Origin of the sequence: Arthrobacter terrae (assembly GCF_015708085.1) — a bacterium.
GTDB classification, from domain to species: Bacteria; Actinomycetota; Actinomycetes; order Actinomycetales; family Micrococcaceae; genus Arthrobacter_M; species Arthrobacter_M terrae.
Genome location: NZ_JADNYM010000037.1, coordinates 1 through 16,822 on the forward strand (window position 1 = coordinate 1; position 16,822 = coordinate 16,822).

Genomic DNA, 16,822 nt, shown 5'->3' on the forward strand with positions numbered 1-16,822 from the left:
GCGGCCGCCGCACAGATCCCCCGGATCGCCGTCGGGTCAGTGTCCTGCACGCCCGTGAAAAGCTCTCCCAACACAGCGAAAGGCCCATTCGCGTTCGCGGACACCGCCGCCAACGGCGGCCCCGCCGCAGCAGCCGCACAAACCAGGGCGATCAGGATCCGGCTCTCCCGGATCGAGGCCGCCGGCACCGTCCTGATCGAGACGGACCGATACATCACCTTCCCCACCACATAACCGGCGACCGCCGACGCCAGCAACATGATCGTGATCATCGCCCCGTTAAACAAGACCATGGTCCCCAGCAAAATGAATCCACTCACCCGCCAGCGACGCCGCCACATCGTGCCCAGCGACGCCGTGGACGCCATCGCAGCCCCCACCACCGCCAGTGCGGGACCGCCGAACCCGGTACCAGCCAACGCCGCAGCCCAGTCAGGAAAAGCGAACGACACAGCACCCGCAACAGCGAAACCACCCAGAACCCCCGTCAGGTGACCCGCCACCAGCGCCACAGCAAACCGGGACGTCCCCAACTGCCGCTCCGCGAAAATCCCCAACCCCAACAACGCGGCAGTAGTCCACAGATACGTCCCCAGATCCGGCGCCCACAACAGCGACAACACCACCGACCACGGATGGGAACCCGACGTCGAGGGATTCGCCAGCACCGCGCCCGCAAGATGGCCCCGAGGACCCCGGCTAACACTGGTGGTCCCCAACGCGACCGCCCACATCAGCACCAGCAACCCGAACGTCAGCGGTGCATGGCGCACCCCATCGAAGGTCATCTCCGCGAACCACAGCCAGACCCGGCGCCCGGCACTAAGACGTTCACGCACGTTCCGCGTCAAAAGTCTTTCCCCTTCGTGTCAAGGAACGCCGCTGTCCTACCTGTTCAGGCGAAACAGTCGACACCGCAGTCCGCGGTGTCGCTCGTGGTCCCTATGATCATGGTCGCTGTGATGAGCCCAACGACATCCCGGACGCTACCACAGCACCCCGTACCCGGCTGGCGGCCGCCTCCACGGGTGAAGGTGCATACGAGCTGACGTACCACCTTCGGGCATGTTCCCTGAGGACCCTGAGACCGCCGTAGCAGAGGATTTCCGGGGGAAGGCGGAAATGTCTCTCCTGTCAGGGACTTTTTTGCTGCGAAGGGGGTGAGGGCCACTCCCGGTGGTCTCAGAACCGGGGGCGGCCCTTACTTCTGTCTCCCGATGGGGGGGGAAGGGAGACAGGTTCAATGGGGTTCATTCCCCGGCCCGTCGTGACCCTCCACTGTGCTGGTTCAGCTGCACCGGGGCGGTTCGCGCCCGAGCTGATGTCAGCAGCGGCGTGGTGCAGGGTCGTAAGACCAGCATGGTCCTGACGTGCTGAGAGGACGGTAAGAGACCCTGAGAGGAATCACAGGTAGCCGCTTGCATTTCGCCGCGCCGCCTTGGAGTGTAAGACCATGCGACTACCACGCACCGTGTCCGGTGTCCTCGACCGATGGGGTATCCGGAACCAATCCACTGCCGCCGCAGTAGGGGTGGTGGCCTTAGCACTGCTGGCAGGGGGAGTGTTACTGCTGGTTTTGCTGCAGAACGCGCTCACTGCCTCCACGGACAGTGTCCTTCGCACCAAGGCCAATGACGTCGCAGCCCTGATTACCAGCCAGGATGTGGCTGAGGCCGGACAAAGCATCAGCACGGCGGCTCGGGTTGACCTGCTGATCCAGATTGTCGACGCCTCAGGGAAAGTAGTCGAAGCCTCCGATCCGTCCCTGAAAACCAGGCCGATGAGCTCCCTGGACTCGGCGCCGGGAAAAAGCGAAGTCCAGACAGTATCCACCCTGGCCGGTGTCCCCGGCGACGGGGAGTACTACGTTGTAGCCACCGGGGCCAGGTCCGGATCTGAGAAGTACGTGGTCCTGACCGCACGCAGCGTGCAGGTCCAGTCGGACACGGTGCGCACGGTGGCGTTGTTCCTGCTGCTGGCCACCCCCGTCCTGCTGCTGATCGTTGGTCTGTCGGTGCGATTCCTGGTCGGCCGGTCACTGCGGCAGGTCGAAACCATCCGATCCCAAGTCGCCGTCATCGACGGACGCCGGTTGGGCGACCGCGTCGACGTCCCGCCAACCAGGGACGAACTCGCTGCCCTCGCAACAACGATGAACGCGATGCTGAGCCGCATCGAGACCGCCGACACCGCGCAACGGCAGTTCCTCAGCCACGCCAGTCACGAACTCCGCAGCCCACTGACCACGCTGCGGACCGGGCTGGAAGTCTCCGCCGGCGATCCGACCCATCGCGCCTGGCAGGACATCGCACCGGTCCTGCAGTCCGAAACCCTGCGGATGGGTCACCTCGTCGAAGATCTCCTGACTCTGTCCAAAGCCGACGACAGCGGCTTCACCCTCCGCCGCACCGACGTTGACCTCGACGACGTGCTGGCCACGGAACTAAGCCGGCTCCGTGCCACCGGCAGCCGCGCGGTCGTCTCCCAGGTGCAGCCGGTCCGGGTGGCCGGGGATCCGGGCAGGCTGGCCCAGATCCTGCGCAACGTCCTGGACAACGCCGAGCGACACGCTCTTACGACAGTCCGTGCCACGCTGAAACCTGACAAAGGTGAAGCGGTCCTGTGGATCGACAATGACGGGCCCCCGGTCCCTGCGCCCGAGCGGGAACGCATTTTCGAACGTTTCGTCCGCCTCGATGAAAGCCGGTCCCGGGACACCGGAGGCAGCGGCCTCGGTTTGGCCATCGCCCGAACCCTCGCAGAAGCCCATGGCGGCACAATTACGACCGGTCAGGCACCGGACGGGTTCTGTCGCTTCGAGATACGGCTTCCCCTGCTCGACTGAACTCATTCACTCGGTTCAACCGGGTGTTCTGTCGAAAAGTCCGGTCTGTTGACCCGGACCGGATAATCGGCAGAGAGCCGGTATCCCATGCCCCGTACGGTGCCCAGGGTCGCTAACCCGAACGGGGCATCGATCTTCTTGCGCAGGTACCCGATGTACACCTCCACGACGTTGTCCCCGCCCTCAAACACCGGATCCCATACGTTATCGAGAATCTCGGCTTTGGAGACCACCTCGCCCGGATGACGCATGAGGTACAAGAGCAGCCCGAATTCGCGGGCAGTGAGGGTGATCTGGGTTCCGTTCCGGGAGACCGAGCGCTTCAGGGGATCCAGCAGCAGGCTGCCAACGGTGAGGTTCACAGGACGTTCCGGTGCGCCGCGCCGGATCAGGGCACGCAAGCGGGCCACCAGCACCAGGAAACTGAACGGCTTCGTCAGGTAATCATCGGCGCCCAGATCGAAGGCATCGGTCTGGTCATACTCGCCATCCTTGGCGGTGAGCATCATCACCGGTGTCCAGATTTGCCGTTCCCGCATCTCCTTCAACACCGCGTAGCCATGCTTGCCCGGCAGCATCAAATCCAACAGCACCACGTCATACGGGTTCTCGGTCGCAGCCCACAACCCGCTGACGCCGTCGTGGACCACGTCGACGACGAAGCCCTCCCCGGTCAGACCCCGCCGTAGGGTTTCGGCCAGCAATTTCTCGTCTTCCACCAGCAGCACGCGCATACCGACATCCTTCCATTCCGGGCAGCCTTTTTACGACCGCTGATTCCAGTGTGCGTTGCGGCACCTGAGCCGGACCTGAGGAAGGTTTCCCCCTCTCAGGCTCCCCTCAGCCGAGCGACGGCAGACTGAACCGGTGAGTATCAGTAGAGCCAACCCAGGAGCAAACCCATGACGGAGCGCATGATGAGAGGATTCGTACCGTTGTATCTGCAGCTGCGTTCCTGGTTCCTGATACCCGTTGGCGTAGTCCTGTTTGCCCTGACGCTAACCATCGGTCTAGTGGCTAAATCCTACGGTTCCTACAGCCCGGACCTTGCCGTCGATGTGGAAATGAGCGAGGCCCGCAACCCGGTGCTGAACGCCATCGGATTAGGTATCCACTACGGGCTCGGCCCACTTGGTGCCGTCATCATCCTCGCCGGGATCTGTGCGTGGCTGATGTTTATCCGTCGGGCACCCATACAATCGCTGGCCTTCGGCTCGATCACCGCCGTCGGCTGGCTCAGCTCAGAAATCGGCAAGTTCACCGTCAGCCGGCTGCGTCCTCCTCACGACGTCGTCCACGCCCTTATCGCCGAACCCGGGCACGACAGTTTCCCCAGCGGGCACACCGCCTTCGCCGCAGCCCTGGCCTGGGCCGTCATCCTCGTCCTGACCCGCCCCGGTATCCAACGCCGGTGGACCATCCTGGCCGGGGTCCTGTTCACGGCAGTCGTTGCCCTGTCCCGGCTCTACATCGGCGTGCACTACCCAACAGACGTCATCGGATCTGTCCTCATCAGCACCGGCGGAATCCTGATCTGGCTCGCCCTGTGGAACAACCTCCTCGAACCCAGGCTACGCAACACCAGGCTGCTCACCCGGCTCACCCCAACCGCCCCAACCACCTAATACTCCGTCCACGCAATAATTGGAGACTGAACAATCATGGGCGCCATCATCGACAACATCCTGGGCATCAACGTTGTGCTGGCCTCCGTCATTGTCTTCGCCCTGGTCTTCGCCGAGGACGCGTTCTTCCTCGGCTTCGTCATCCCCGGTGAAACCGCGGCCATCCTCGGTGGAGTATTGGCCAGCCGCGGCCACATCGATCTTTGGTCCATCATGGCACTCGTCATCGCGGCAGCGATCATCGGGGATACCGTCGGGTACGAAGTGGGACGCATTTTTGGCACCAGAATCCTGAAACTGCGGATCCTCGCCCGCAAGAAACGTCATCTGGACAGGGCCCAGAACTTCCTACGCCGCCGGGGCGGAACAGCAGTCTTCCTCGGGCGCTTTACCGCATTCTTCCGGGCCGTCATGCCAGCCCTCAGCGGCACCGCCGGGATGTCCTACCGAAAGTTCCTGCTCTTCAACGCAACAGGTGGAATCATTTGGGGAACCGCGACGGTAACTCTGGGATTCCTCGCCGGGAACTCCTACAAAGCCGTCGCTAAGACCGCCGGCAGCGGCACCGCCATCCTGGTGGCCACCATCGTCGTCGCCCTGCTCGTTATTTGGCGCGTCCGCAAACGCCGGGCAGAAAAAACTGTCGCGGGATCTGAGGGTTACTGCGCGACGACGGAGGACCGGACATGATGGCGACCCCTGGACGTATCGCCGGTCATTTCGTTCAGGTCCACCTGCGTCGGATCAGGTTCAACAACGCCCTCGCCGGCCAGCACGAAGTCCTCATCGTTTGATGCGAAGGGCACAGTTCACGGCGCCGCACCTTGCCTGAGGACCAGGCACAGGAACCGGTACTCAGATGCAGGACCACCACAGCGTTCTCCACGTAACTGGAAGGGTATGAACCCTAATATCACCCATGCAAGTAGAAAGCATCCGTCCCCAGAGTGGATCGGACTCTCCGAAGCAGAAACAGGATGGCACCAGTGACTAAAGAAGGGCCCCTGAATTGTGGAACCTTAGCCAGGAAAGCCGATCCTCCGCGTCGCGTGGCAGGGACGGTGCTCGCATGTGTCCTGACCACGCATGCTCTTTCCAGTTGCTCCCCCGCACACCCGCTCCCGCTCCTGCAGTAACCGAACATCACAGGATCGTCATTATCGGAGACTCACTGAGCACCGGCAACGGAACTTCTGCCGCAGATGCGTGGCCGAACCTCATCAACAACGACCCGGCATTTCATCAAGATCGGCCGAACCTGACCAACGCTGCGCAGAACGGCAGCGGATACCTCAGCGTAGGAGACAAAGATTCAACCTTCGGCACTCAAGTCACCGAGATGGTAACGGCCGAAACACGATTGGTGATCTTCTTCGGTTCCGAAAACGACATTGTATTTCCGCCATCGGAAATCGGTGCCGCCGCCTCCCAAGCATTCACAACAGTCAAAAACATTGCACCGCAGGCAGCCATCCTCGTAATTGGGCCACCCTCCTACACGGACAACCCCGCACCCGAACGAGTGGAAGTCCGGGACCAGGACAAGACAGCAGCCCTCCAGGCAGGAGTACAATTCGTCGACCCCATTGCCCAAGGCTGGATCATGGACAACGCCGCTGACCTGATCGGACCGGACGGAGACCACCCCACCACGGCAGGGCAACATTTCCTTCAAACTCAGATGGAAAAACTCATCGCCCCGCTAATCCCTCAAACCCGAACTTCGCTACCGCCAACGCCGCCCCGGCAAGAATCCAAGTGACATGAGATCCTGGAACGGCTAGGTCGTGGCCGCCCTAACCATGAAAAAGTGGTGATAGCGCCTCACGTTCAGGAACTCCCTAACCTCGGGCTCTTATGAGAATCTGACCGAATGGCGTGTTTAAACGCGCAGCGGCGCGCCGTCGCCGGGAAAATTGTGTTGTTGACGCAGAAATTTCCAGCCCCATAGGAGCACCTCTACGGTGAATGAATTGACCGCCTTTTATCCGTCTGTTCGAGTTGATGCCGCCGGTGACGGTGTCGGGTCTCAGGCTGGTGGAGTTGTCCTAACCTCGATGGTGAAAGCATCGGGACTTCCTCCCCCGCTCACAGCACTCAGGAACCACCACCGAGAAGGAGGAAACCACACCGAACTCGGCGCCCTCAGCGCCTAAACATTAAGGATCACAGGGCAGCCGCTTACACCACACATTTGGACTTGACCTTCCGGCGACTTGTCCGCCGTCATGGCCCCACCGAAATCGATGAGGTCAGGTACTCCCCACGACGCTCCCGCAGCGATCGCAGCCCATGAGCACTGCCGAGCCCGGATGACGGCTGGAGCGTAACTGGCCAAGGATGCACTCCCCCGCTAGCCTTGTCGCACCCGACCGGCTGGTAAACTGGACACGAAGCGTGGGGTGCTCACGGTTTCTTGCCTCAACAAACAACACACCTCCCCCGCGTGTCAACGGTCGTGCCGAGCCAGCCGCAACGCTGGTCAAGACCCGGCTTGCTCTGCGACCAGTCAACATTCTGGGCAAAGTGTCTCAGGACAGATTGCCGCTGCGGTAGATGTTCCCGCCGCCCATAAGCCGGTCGTCCAATGGTGAGCCCAAAGGCTATCTACAAGTTCTCCCAATGCCGGTGATCCCCTTTATTTCGGATTCCGTAAGACTCGCCCAAAGAACTGTCACCGGACGGGTCTTACGGACGCTTCCGGAGGCAGTGCTAGAACAGCCAAACTCAGCCGCGGGTTTGACCGGCGCGGGGCCGCCTTGCGGCCACATCTCCCTAACGCGAATGTGTCGAAAGCTGGGTTTCCGAAAGCTGGACCCCTAGGCCGTGTTGATCAAGTCGATTCGCGTTCGCGTGGGTAAGTCTTGGTGGTGACGCTACAACAGCCGCCCAGAAGGAGAAGACGAGTGCAATCTGCATTGCCGGAGAAATCGTCCCAAAACACCACTGTCGCGCTTACGAAGGTTGCTTTTCGACTTTTTCGACTCTCCGAACTTGCCAATGCAATTGGTGACCTGACGGGGTTGGGGCAGGCAAGTATCCAATCATTGGTGCAAACGGCAGAAAAGCAGCTCGCAAATCGGACCTCGGCGGAGTTCACCGCCGTTGCTACTGCGGACCGCGAATGGGTCGAAGGTGTGCTTGTCCGCACCTATATCAGGCTAGCTGCGGACCCCGCGCGTCAGATCATGGGCGAGAGCCTCATTGGCGCAGAGGCAGTCGTGGAGCTAGCGCGTGAAGCGATGACCATTGATGACCCTCGCGACGTCCTCGCCGCCTCCGATGACGCCCGGGCGTACCTGACCGCATTATCCGAGTCCATCGCATACCTGATCTCCGAGTGGTACTCGACGAACGCGGAGCCGAATCGTGCCGCGATGTCTCAGGCGGCCGGCGAGACCCTGCAAACTGTTCGAGCGATTCCCAATCTGATTGAGGCGCTCAAAGCACACCTCGATTCCTCCCTCGCTCCGGTCCTTTCCCAGCTTGAGCAGTCGACGCTGGAGGACCACGGTTCGCCGCCCGAGCCAGAGCCAGAGCCAGAGCCAGAGCCAGAGCGGATTGTGTTCGAGCTTGACTTCAGCCTAAAGCCCCGCGCAACTGACGCAGAACTCGCTGAGCTCGTGAGCGCAGCGGTCGTGGCGGTACTCGAGGACAGACCTGTACACATTGAGGTTTCCTTGGCCACCCTTGACGAAGACGTGAAGGAGTTCGGCGACGCCGTGCTCGCGGCGCAACTGAAGCGCGATCGCCAGAAGAAGGCGCGACGACTTCGGCTCGCACTTTCGGCGTTCTTCTCCCCTCAGGTTGAAACTGCGTGGGCTCCTTACCTGGGAGTGCCCGCCCGCGTCACGGTGGTTCGCGCGATCCTCGCGGAGCAGGAGACGACGGGCGCAAAGCTGGACGTCTGGCGAACGCCCCCGCCCGCGTGCCTCGGCACCCATCTGGTTGACCCCCGACGAGGTCCACGCGGTTGTCGACAGCGTCGGACTCAATCACTGGGACCACCTCAAAGGTGGTGCTTGGTGTCGCGCCGCTGACGAGCTGCCGCGTTCGGTCATCGTCGAGAAGGTGATGCCCAGCATTCTCACCGAACTCGTCCTCGGGGAAGTAACAAGCCAAGAGGACTGGACAGCAGATGTGCTGTTCCTGCCGTCCTGGCACATTGGCCAGGGGTAGACATCACTGCCGGTCCAGACCGAGTCCGCGGCCAGGTGGTGTTGATCAAGTCTAAGCTGATCCAGATCAGCGTGGCGGCGAGGGTGACGGCGCGGGTGACGGCGTGGTAGCTGCGGAGGAGCTTGACGGACCTCATCGCGATGCCGCGCCATTGCTTGAGCTTGTTGAAGCAGCGCTCGACAACGTTGCGGCCTTAGCGCTCCTTCTGCTGGTCGCCGAAGTCGATCGGCTGGCCTGGCTTCTTGCGACGATACGCGATCTGATCGCCGCGTTCAGGGATCCCCCTGCGGACGTTGATGGGCACAGCGCCAATCGAGAAGTTGCCTCCCAGCGGGTACGTTGCCTCGACAGTCCCTTATCGTACGATTTTTTTCCGTTTTCTGTGGTGACCCCATGAGGGTCTGTACGATTTTCGGTGTAACGATCCTCCGACGAGGCCAGCATTTCTGCGCATTTGAGGGACCAGAACGCTGCGGAAGAACAGCGTTGCCTCTCGACAAAGCAGATTCTCACCCAAGGATTACACGGCGGCCATTGCGTGGGAAACTGATGGAAATGATTACCCGCGGTTGCTGGGGGGCGGTGCCTGGGCCCGGCGGATCCGGCGCTGCCGGTGCGTCGGGAAGTGCCTGCGGGCCACGGCCACAGCGTCCGGTGAAACGTCCACGGGCAGGACGCCCGGAGCAAGCCCCAGCTCAGCCACCACGTTGCCCATCGGGCCGGCAAGCAGGGAATTGCCCACGGAAACCGGCGGGACCTGGCACACACCGGCCACGAAAACGCTGTTTTCTATGGCCCGGGCGGCCAGCAGGGTGCGCCACTGGTTTGTCTTCAACGCTCCCGGCACCCAAGACGAACAGGCCAGCAGGACCTGGGATCCGGCGTCGGACAGGGCCTGCGCATGTTCTGGGAACCGCAGGTCGTAACAGGTCAGCAACCCAAAGCGCAGCCCGTCCACGTCGAAGGTGATAGGTTCCGTGGACGGGCCCGGGGCCACGAACGCGGATTCCTCAAAGCCCTGCGCATCAAAGAGGTGGATTTTCCGGTAGGCGGCGAGCAGCCGGCCACCGCCGTCGAAAGCGGCCAGCGTGTTGTAGGCGCGGGCCGGGTCGGGCGAGGATTCCACCAAGCCGGCCACCAGGGCAATGCTGTGGCTGCGGGCAATCCGCGATAGTTCGGTGCCCACTTCCCCGTCCAGCGGCCCTGCCACTGTCGGGAAGGTGGCGTCGATTTTCTTCTTTTCATAAGTGGCGTATTCGGGGAAGGCCACCAGTGCGGCGCCGGACGCCGCGGCCTCGGCCGTGTACGCATCAATGACGCGCAGGTTCGCCGCGGTGTCCGTACCGGACGCCAACTGGCCCAGGGCAATGCGCACGTGGAGTGTCTTTCCGTTTGGGGGCGGCTTGGTGGGCCTAGACTACAGCTTCTTCCAGGGTGTCCATCTCCGGCGGTGCCGCGCGCAGCCCCTTGGTGATGAGCAGGAGCACCACGATGCCTATGCCCAGCCAGGAAAGGCCCAACGTGACCGCATGGATGTCCAGCCGGGAGAGCAGGTAGCCGCAGATCACGGCACCCACGCCGGGGATAACCAGATAGCTGAACGGGTTCAGAACATTTCCGGCGCGACGCTGGCGGACATAGTGGAAGATGACGGAAATATTCACCAAGGTGAAGGCGGTAAAGGCACCGAAGTTGATGAACGACGTCGAGGTGGCCACGTCCAAGAAGATGGCGATCAGGCCAATGATCGCGGAGATCACAAGGTTCGCCACGGGCGTGTGGTATTTGGCGTTGAGGCGGCCAAACACCCCTTTAGGCAGCACGGAGTCGCGGCCCATGGCGTACATCAGCCTGGAGGCACTTGCCTGCGCGGCCAGGCCGGAGGCGAACTGTGCCGCCACCAAGCCGGCAAGGAACACGGCGCCGAAGAACGTGCCGCCGATTTGCAGGGCGATCTCGCTGGCGGCGGACGCGGAGTCGGCAAACGCGCCTCCGGGGTGGACCAGCTGGGTGAAGTAAGCGACCACCACAAAGATGCCGCCACCGATCAGCGCGATCAGCATGATGGCCCGGGGCATGTTCTTTTTGGGGTCGATGGTTTCCTCCGTCAGTGTGGTGACGGCGTCGAACCCCAGGAAGGAGTAGGCGGCAATGGCTGCGCCGGCACTGATGGTGCCCAGGCTGGAGCCGGCGTTGAGGAACGGGGTGGAATTGGCCAGCCCGCCCGCGCCGGAGCTGTTGACGATGTGGGCGATGGAGAGGGCCACGAAAAACACAATCACCAGGATCTGGAACGCCATGAGCGCGTAGTTGGCCTTGTCAGCGACCTTGAGGCCCAGAATGTTCAGGAACGTGGTGATGACGATGAACAGTAGGATCCACACCGCAATGGGGATACCGGGGAACTGGGCGCTGAGGAAGGAGCCGCCAATGAGCCAGATGACCATGGGCAGGAACAGGTAGTCCAGGAGAATGGCCCAGCCCACCAGGAAGCCCACGCGTGAGTCGATCGACTTGCGCACATAAGTGTAAGCAGATCCCGCCACCGGGTAGGCGATGGACATGCGCCCGTAACTGTGGGCGGTGAAGAGCATGGCCACCATGGCCACCAGGTAGGCGGCCGGGGCTGCGCCGCCGGTGGTCTCGGCGATGATGCCGAAGATGCCCAGCACAATGATGGGGGTCAGGTAGGCCAGCCCAAAGAGGACCAGGGACCGGAGGTTCAGCGTGCGGACCAGGTGCGGCTGTGAAGTCAAGAGATGCTCCTCGGTGAGCGGAGTGTGGGGGTCCAGCTGGCAGGGTCGATCCGGCCCTGGTAAACGGGGAGCTCGATTGCGGGCTCGCCGGGGTGGAACTGCGACCACATGCGGTTCAGGCCCGCGGTTCCGTTGTTGCGGACATGTTCGACGGCGGAGAGGTCCAGTTGGGCTGTGAGTATGGTGGGGTCTGCCGTGGCGGCCTCGGTGATGACGTGGCCCTCCGGATCCACGATGATGCTCCGGCCCTGCCCTACGGGGCCGGCACAGTTCACGCTGATCATGAAGACCTGGTTGGTGATGGCGTTGGCCCGGGCCAGTACCAGTTCCTGCTCACGGTCGGCCGTGGTGGTTTTCACCACGTTGATGATCAGTTCGGCGCCCATCCAGGCCAGTTGCCGGGTGACTTCCGGGAACCAGGCGTCGTAGCAGATATTCAGCCCGGCCCGGCCAAAACTGCCCAGATCCACGGTGATGAATTCGTGCCCGGGATCGTACGGTTCAAAGGGGCGCCACGGGAAAATCTTCCGGTAAAAGCCAGCCACCTCGCCGTTGGGAGACAGGACCACCTGGGTGTTGAACAGCTGCCCGTCCTTCCCTCGCTCGCAAACGCTGCCGGGCACCAGCCAGATGCCAAGGTCCGCGGCCATTTCCCGCAGCCCGCGAACGCGCGGACCGGTCAGCGGTTCGGCTGCCTCCTGCAGCGCCTCTGTACGCTGCTGGTCCGGGGCGCCGTCGCCAAAGAGGTGGAGTTCAGGGAAGACCACCAGCTTGGCTTCGGGCTGGTGCGCAAGGGCGCTGCTGACCTCCTGGGCGAAGCCGGAGAGTGGCTCGCCGATGAGCCTGGGTGGTGCCTGGGCGGCGATGACGGGCAAGATGCGGGACATATGGTGCTCCATGTTTGGGATTGTGACCTGATTCATAATAGTTCATATTGAGCATTTAAGGGAAAGTGTTCATAAATTCCACTTACAGTGATGTCTATGAGCTTGAAAACGGGTGAGGGCGCGCAGGCCCCGCCGATCGACGGTGCGGCACTGGCCGGCCTCGAACGGCGCAGCGCCATGGACGCCGTGCGGCTGCGCATCGCCACGGCCATTTATCTGGGACTACTCAAGCCCGGGGAGCGGCTTCCAGGCAAGGATGACGTGGCGCTGGGACTGTCGGTCAGTCCCATTACGGCCCGCAGGGCACTGACCAGCCTGGCCGAAGAGGGCGTGGTGGTGCGCCGCCGCGGCCGTAACGGGGGAACGTTTGTGGCGGATGCCCCGCCGCGGGAGGCGCTCGCCGCGCTGGTGGCCCGGCCGGACGAATTTAGCCGCGTGCACCACCTGGTGGACCGCCGGCTGCTGGGCGAATGCGCCGTCACACACTTCGCGGCGCAGAACATTTCCACGCACCAGCTGGAGCAGCTGGACACGCTGACGGTACGGATGTCGTCGGCCTCCAGCTGGTCCAGCTACCACCAGCTGGACGAGGAATTCCACCGCTTGGTGGCCAGCGCCTCCGGAATGGGCAGTGCCGTGGACGCCTATTGTGAAGGCCTCATGGAACTGTACGAATACTTCATCCCGTATCCCATTGAGTTCCTGCACGTCTCCAACCAGGACCATATTGCACTGGTTGCCGCCCTGAGGGACGGGCAGGCGGCGTCAGCCGTGGAGATCTCCCGGCGCCATGTGGACACGCTCCACCGGACCATGTTCATGGGTCTGGCGGACGGTGCCGGGGAACAGTAGCGCACGTTTCACGTCGGGACCCGTGGTCTTCGACCGCACCGTGATGGTCATGCTCTGACCGGTCAGGATTGGCTCTCGGACAGATCCCACCCAACGTTCGGCTTACGGGCGTGATTGGTCCACGATTCTTGGCTAGGCTCGTGGGGTGTCTACCGGTCGGAATCCCCAAGTGATCGTATTGAACGGCGGATCGAGCTCTGGCAAGTCCTCAATTGCCAGAGCGCTTCAGGAAATCCTTCCGGGCATCTGGCTGACGTTCGGCGTCGACACGTTCATCGACGCCCTTCCTGGTAGGGGTGACAGCCCTCGCGCAGGAATCACCTATGAGCAGGGCGGCACGATCGCCTTCAGCACTGAGCATCGGGCTTTAGAGCGCAGTTGGTATACCGGACTCAGCGCTATGGCCCGGGCAGGGGCCCACTTGATCCTCGATGAGGTCTTTCTCGCTGGGGATGCCGGCCAGGAGCGTGCCCGGTCGACATTCGGCGAAACGGACCTGATCTGGGTGGGAGTGCACTGCGACCCGGACGTCGCCGCACGCCGCGAGGCACAACGCCTTGACCGTGTAGAAGGAATGGCGCGACAGCAAGCCCTGAGCGTCCACGCCGGAGTTGTCTATGACGTAGTGGTTAACACCACATATCGCTCAACCGATGAATGCGCACGTTTCCTCGCGAATCAGCTCACGCTCGATGCTCTGCCCCGTTGAGGGATCCGCTTGCGGACGGCTCAATGCAATATATAGCGATGCAAAACACGGCCTTTAATCGCTGACGTCTCACGACGCCTAATCGTGCTGACGAGGTGGATGGTCTCCGCGACGTGGTGTCAGGACTCCATTAATCCGGCGTAGGTATCTGCGAGAACGTTGTATGAGGTTTGGGCTCCTTCCCTGGCCGCTGTGAGGGATGCGACTTTGGCTGCGAAGCTGGCGGCTTCGGTCAGTCCGGCTCCGAGTGCGATCTGCTGGGCGATCGCGCCGAAGAATGCGTCCCCGCACCCTGTGGTGTCCACGGCTTGGACAGTGAGTGGTTCAACCATGTGTGGCATGCTCTCACCGTCGGTCGAATCGAGCACCACGGCACCTTGAGAGCCGAGGGTTACCACGACCCGGGTCAAGCCGGCCCTGAAAAACTGTGACTGCATCATTTCCCAGTCATTGGAGTCGATGACTGGACTGCCGAGAAGTCCTGCAGCTTCATGTCTGTTTACGAGCAATATGTCGACAGTATCCAGAAAATCCCTTGGGACGTCACGGTAGGGCGAGAGGTTCAGGATGCTGGTGATCCCGTGGATTTTTCCCATCCGCGCTGCGGCCTGAACGGTTGCCAGAGGCGTTTCCAGTGACAGGCACAGTACTGCTGAGTCTCGAAACAGGGCTTCGGCTTCAACTATGTGGGATGGGAGGAGCCGTCCGTTGGCCCCCGGGGACACGATGATGGTGTTCTCCCCGTCGTCGGAAATCGCAATCATCGCGGACCCTGTGGCGATTCCGGGTAGGACGCTGACGTGGGAGGTGTCTATGCCGTGGATTTGTGCTGCCGCAAGAAGCGTGGAACCGAAATCATCGTCTCCTACGGCTCCAATGATCGAGACCTGACAGCCCAGGGCCTGTGCGGCCGTTGCCTGATTCGCACCTTTCCCCCCAGGGACTTTTTTAAGCTCCCCGCCGTGTACTGTCTCCCCCGGATTCGGGAACCTCGATGTGCGCACTGACAGATCCATGTTCAGGGACCCGACGACCAGCACGGTGGGATGGGTGGTCGTTTTACTCATAACTTCTCTTTTTTCTCGTGTGGTCGGGACACTTTTGAAATGAAATCTGGGCTGGCGTTCTTCCATAGATCAGGGGCGTCGGTACTCCCCTATGAACTAAGGACTGAACTGTCCTGTGGCGGAGCTGTCACCCTTCGTAGGTTCTTCTTGGGAGAAAGGCGTCGTGTTGCCATGTATTGCCAAGCCCCGACGATGATCATGGCCACCAGTGCCAGGGCGGTGAAGATGCCGCCAGCCGCAGCCACCGTCGGTGTCACGTTGAAGGTCAGGCCCTCCCACATTTGGACCGGCAGAGTCTTGAGATGGACGTCGCTCATGAAGAACGCGAACACAAACTCCGTAAACGAAGTCAGGAACGAGAACAGAAATGCCGAGAGCATGGCGGGCCTGAGCAGGGGGATGTAAATGTCCACTATCCGCCGGCCAAGGGAAGCCCCGCTCATGCGTGCAGCAAGATCCAGGCGCCAATAGAATCCCCTCAATGCGGTGCTCAGCACCAGGGTGCTGTATGGAAGAGCCAAAACGACGTGGCCTATGGAGATGCCGGTGTAGGTGAAGGCTACTCCCAGGGAGACGCTTTCAAAGTAGAGGCCCAGCGCCGGAACGATCCAGGGAATGACCAGTGGCGCGATGAGCAGGGCAAATAGTGCGCCCTTCCCCTTGCACTTTCCACGTGTCAGGGCAGCTGCTGCCAGGGCACCGAAGACCACCGAAACCACGGCACTCATGAGCGCAATGATCAGGCTGTTGAGGGCACTCGATGTCCACACCGGATCGGAAAAGAATGTTTCGTACCAGCGAAGCGAGATGCCTTGGGGCGGGAAGGTCAGCAGTTCAGTCGGCTTAAAGCTAGCGCCCAAAGAAATAATGAGCGGGACAGCCAGGAATAGCAACAGCAGCAGGACGACCAACCGGGCGAGTGCGTAGGAGGTCCATCGGAAAGCTTTGAAGCCGCTGACAACGGCGGTCCCCTACGTGTCAGCGTTGGGTAAGGCCAGCAGCTCATAGCAACTCCGTCTAATACGTAGGGCGAGAATCAGGAACAGTACCGATGTCTATCTCCACAATTTCCCCGCCGCGGGAGAATGGGTCCATGAGTAATTCAGGCCCCCGCGCCGGTGGCCCGACCCCTCGGCGGTCGTTCACTCCGGCGCAAAAGGGGCCTATCTCCGCGGCGAGGATCTGTACTCCTCGCAGATCACCGAGTGGCGCAAGCTCCGCGACGCCGGCGTGCTCGAGGGTAAAAAGCCGGGCGAGAAAATCGGTAAACCCACTGCCGAACAAGCGGAAATCGGGCGTCTACGTCGGCCGTTGGAGGTAAGCGAACGCAAGCTGGCACGGACGGAAGCAGCGTTGTCCATCATGGAAAAAGCACGACAGCTTTTGGAGGACATCTCCGAAAGCGCGGAGCAGCAGACCTGGTACAGGAAACGTTGATGGGCGCCTACACCACCCTCACGCAGGCGGACATCCCGACCCGGGAAGCGGCCCTGACCGCCGGGGTATCAAGAGCGACGGCTACCCGTAAACCCCGGATGCCGGTACCCATCCCAGTTCCTGCCCCGGTGCCGGTCAATAAGATCTGTGCTGAAGAACGCGCCCATATCCTGGAGGTCGTGAACTCGAACCGTTTTGTGGACCTGCCGCCGATCCAGATTTATGCTCAGCTCCTGGATGAAGGGACGTATTTATGCTCGATCTCCACGTTCTACCGGGTACTGGAGGAGAACAGCCAGGTCATGGAACGCCGCCGGCAGGCACGCCACCCACCGCGTAAGGTCCCGGAACTGTCCGCGACCGGGCCCGGGCAGGTTTACACGTGTTATGCCGAAGTTCTCGTTGTGCCGATATTGGTGGTGGGATCCCGGATTCTTGCGGCGGTTGGGACCTAACTATCGGCAT

16 protein-coding genes are annotated in these 16,822 nt (G+C 61.8%); 9 read left to right on the forward strand and 7 right to left on the reverse strand.

The annotated features are described in order from the left end of the window. On the reverse strand, positions 1 to 839 hold an 839-nt coding region (locus tag IV500_RS20205; RefSeq protein ID WP_230855266.1), incomplete at its 3' end, for a hypothetical protein. Positions 840 to 1,453: 614 nt separating this feature from the next. Here IV500_RS20205 and IV500_RS20210 point away from each other — a divergent pair. Beyond that, positions 1,454 to 2,845 (forward strand): sensor histidine kinase, encoded by a 1,392-nt coding sequence (locus tag IV500_RS20210; protein ID WP_196398621.1) that lies wholly within the window; start codon positions 1,454 to 1,456, stop codon positions 2,843 to 2,845. Positions 2,846 to 2,847: 2 nt separating this feature from the next. Here IV500_RS20210 and IV500_RS20215 read toward each other — a convergent pair whose 3' ends face one another. Then, positions 2,848 to 3,579, reverse strand: a complete 732-nt coding sequence (locus tag IV500_RS20215) for a response regulator transcription factor (protein ID WP_196398622.1) — start codon at positions 3,577 to 3,579, stop codon at positions 2,848 to 2,850. Between the two features lie 168 nt (positions 3,580 to 3,747). Between IV500_RS20215 and IV500_RS20220 the strand changes: the two genes are divergently transcribed. The 4 genes from IV500_RS20220 to IV500_RS20235 all read left to right on the forward strand — a co-directional run bounded on the left by IV500_RS20220 (position 3,748) and on the right by IV500_RS20235 (position 8,510). Continuing rightward, the gene (locus IV500_RS20220; RefSeq protein WP_196398623.1) at positions 3,748 to 4,470 is read left to right on the forward strand and encodes a phosphatase PAP2 family protein; all 723 of its coding nucleotides are present in this window, start codon (positions 3,748 to 3,750) and stop codon (positions 4,468 to 4,470) included. Between the two features lie 36 nt (positions 4,471 to 4,506). Next, a complete protein-coding gene (locus IV500_RS20225) occupies positions 4,507 to 5,160 on the forward strand; it encodes a DedA family protein (RefSeq protein WP_196398624.1) in 654 nt (217 codons plus the stop codon). 409 nt (positions 5,161 to 5,569) lie between these two features. Beyond that, a complete protein-coding gene (locus IV500_RS20230; RefSeq protein WP_196398625.1) occupies positions 5,570 to 6,232 on the forward strand; it encodes an SGNH/GDSL hydrolase family protein in 663 nt (220 codons plus the stop codon). A gap of 1,144 nt (positions 6,233 to 7,376) precedes the next feature. Next, on the forward strand, positions 7,377 to 8,510 hold the full coding sequence (locus IV500_RS20235) for a hypothetical protein (protein ID WP_196398626.1): 1,134 nt from the start codon (positions 7,377 to 7,379) through the stop codon (positions 8,508 to 8,510). 698 nt (positions 8,511 to 9,208) lie between these two features. Here the strand turns inward: IV500_RS20235 and IV500_RS20240 are convergent. From IV500_RS20240 to IV500_RS20250, 3 genes are read right to left on the reverse strand one after another with little or no spacing between them, the layout of a single operon-like run. Continuing rightward, positions 9,209 to 10,024: a nitrilase-related carbon-nitrogen hydrolase gene (locus IV500_RS20240; protein ID WP_196398627.1), complete on the reverse strand. Its 816-nt coding sequence runs from the start codon at positions 10,022 to 10,024 to the stop codon at positions 9,209 to 9,211. A 37-nt stretch (positions 10,025 to 10,061) separates the two neighbouring features. Then, on the reverse strand, positions 10,062 to 11,405 hold the full coding sequence (locus IV500_RS20245) for an APC family permease (protein ID WP_196398628.1): 1,344 nt from the start codon (positions 11,403 to 11,405) through the stop codon (positions 10,062 to 10,064). Next, a complete protein-coding gene (locus tag IV500_RS20250; protein ID WP_196398629.1) occupies positions 11,402 to 12,292 on the reverse strand; it encodes a carbon-nitrogen hydrolase family protein in 891 nt (296 codons plus the stop codon). Before IV500_RS20250 ends, IV500_RS20245 begins: the two co-directional genes overlap by 4 nt. A 96-nt stretch (positions 12,293 to 12,388) precedes the next feature. On the opposite strand from IV500_RS20250, the gene IV500_RS20255 reads away from it, so the two are divergent. After that, positions 12,389 to 13,144: a FadR/GntR family transcriptional regulator gene (locus IV500_RS20255; RefSeq protein ID WP_196398630.1), complete on the forward strand. Its 756-nt coding sequence runs from the start codon at positions 12,389 to 12,391 to the stop codon at positions 13,142 to 13,144. Between the two features lie 169 nt (positions 13,145 to 13,313). Next, positions 13,314 to 13,853: a chloramphenicol phosphotransferase CPT family protein gene (locus IV500_RS20260; protein ID WP_196398631.1), complete on the forward strand. Its 540-nt coding sequence runs from the start codon at positions 13,314 to 13,316 to the stop codon at positions 13,851 to 13,853. A 119-nt stretch (positions 13,854 to 13,972) separates the two neighbouring features. Here IV500_RS20260 and IV500_RS20265 read toward each other — a convergent pair whose 3' ends face one another. Next, positions 13,973 to 14,920, reverse strand: a complete 948-nt coding sequence (locus IV500_RS20265) for a ribokinase (RefSeq protein WP_196398632.1) — start codon at positions 14,918 to 14,920, stop codon at positions 13,973 to 13,975. A gap of 89 nt (positions 14,921 to 15,009) precedes the next feature. Continuing rightward, entirely contained in the window at positions 15,010 to 15,780 is a 771-nt protein-coding gene (locus tag IV500_RS20270; protein WP_196398633.1) for an ABC transporter permease, read from the reverse strand. Positions 15,781 to 16,150: 370 nt separating this feature from the next. Here IV500_RS20270 and IV500_RS21745 point away from each other — a divergent pair, with 370 nt between their 5' ends. Both IV500_RS21745 and IV500_RS20275 read left to right on the forward strand, forming a co-directional pair. Next, a complete protein-coding gene (locus IV500_RS21745) occupies positions 16,151 to 16,357 on the forward strand; it encodes a hypothetical protein (RefSeq protein WP_230855267.1) in 207 nt (68 codons plus the stop codon). Further along, the gene (locus IV500_RS20275; RefSeq protein ID WP_196398634.1) at positions 16,357 to 16,812 is read left to right on the forward strand and encodes a hypothetical protein; all 456 of its coding nucleotides are present in this window, start codon (positions 16,357 to 16,359) and stop codon (positions 16,810 to 16,812) included. The genes IV500_RS21745 and IV500_RS20275 overlap by 1 nt, the downstream gene beginning before the upstream one ends. Positions 16,813 to 16,822 lie beyond the last annotated feature (10 nt).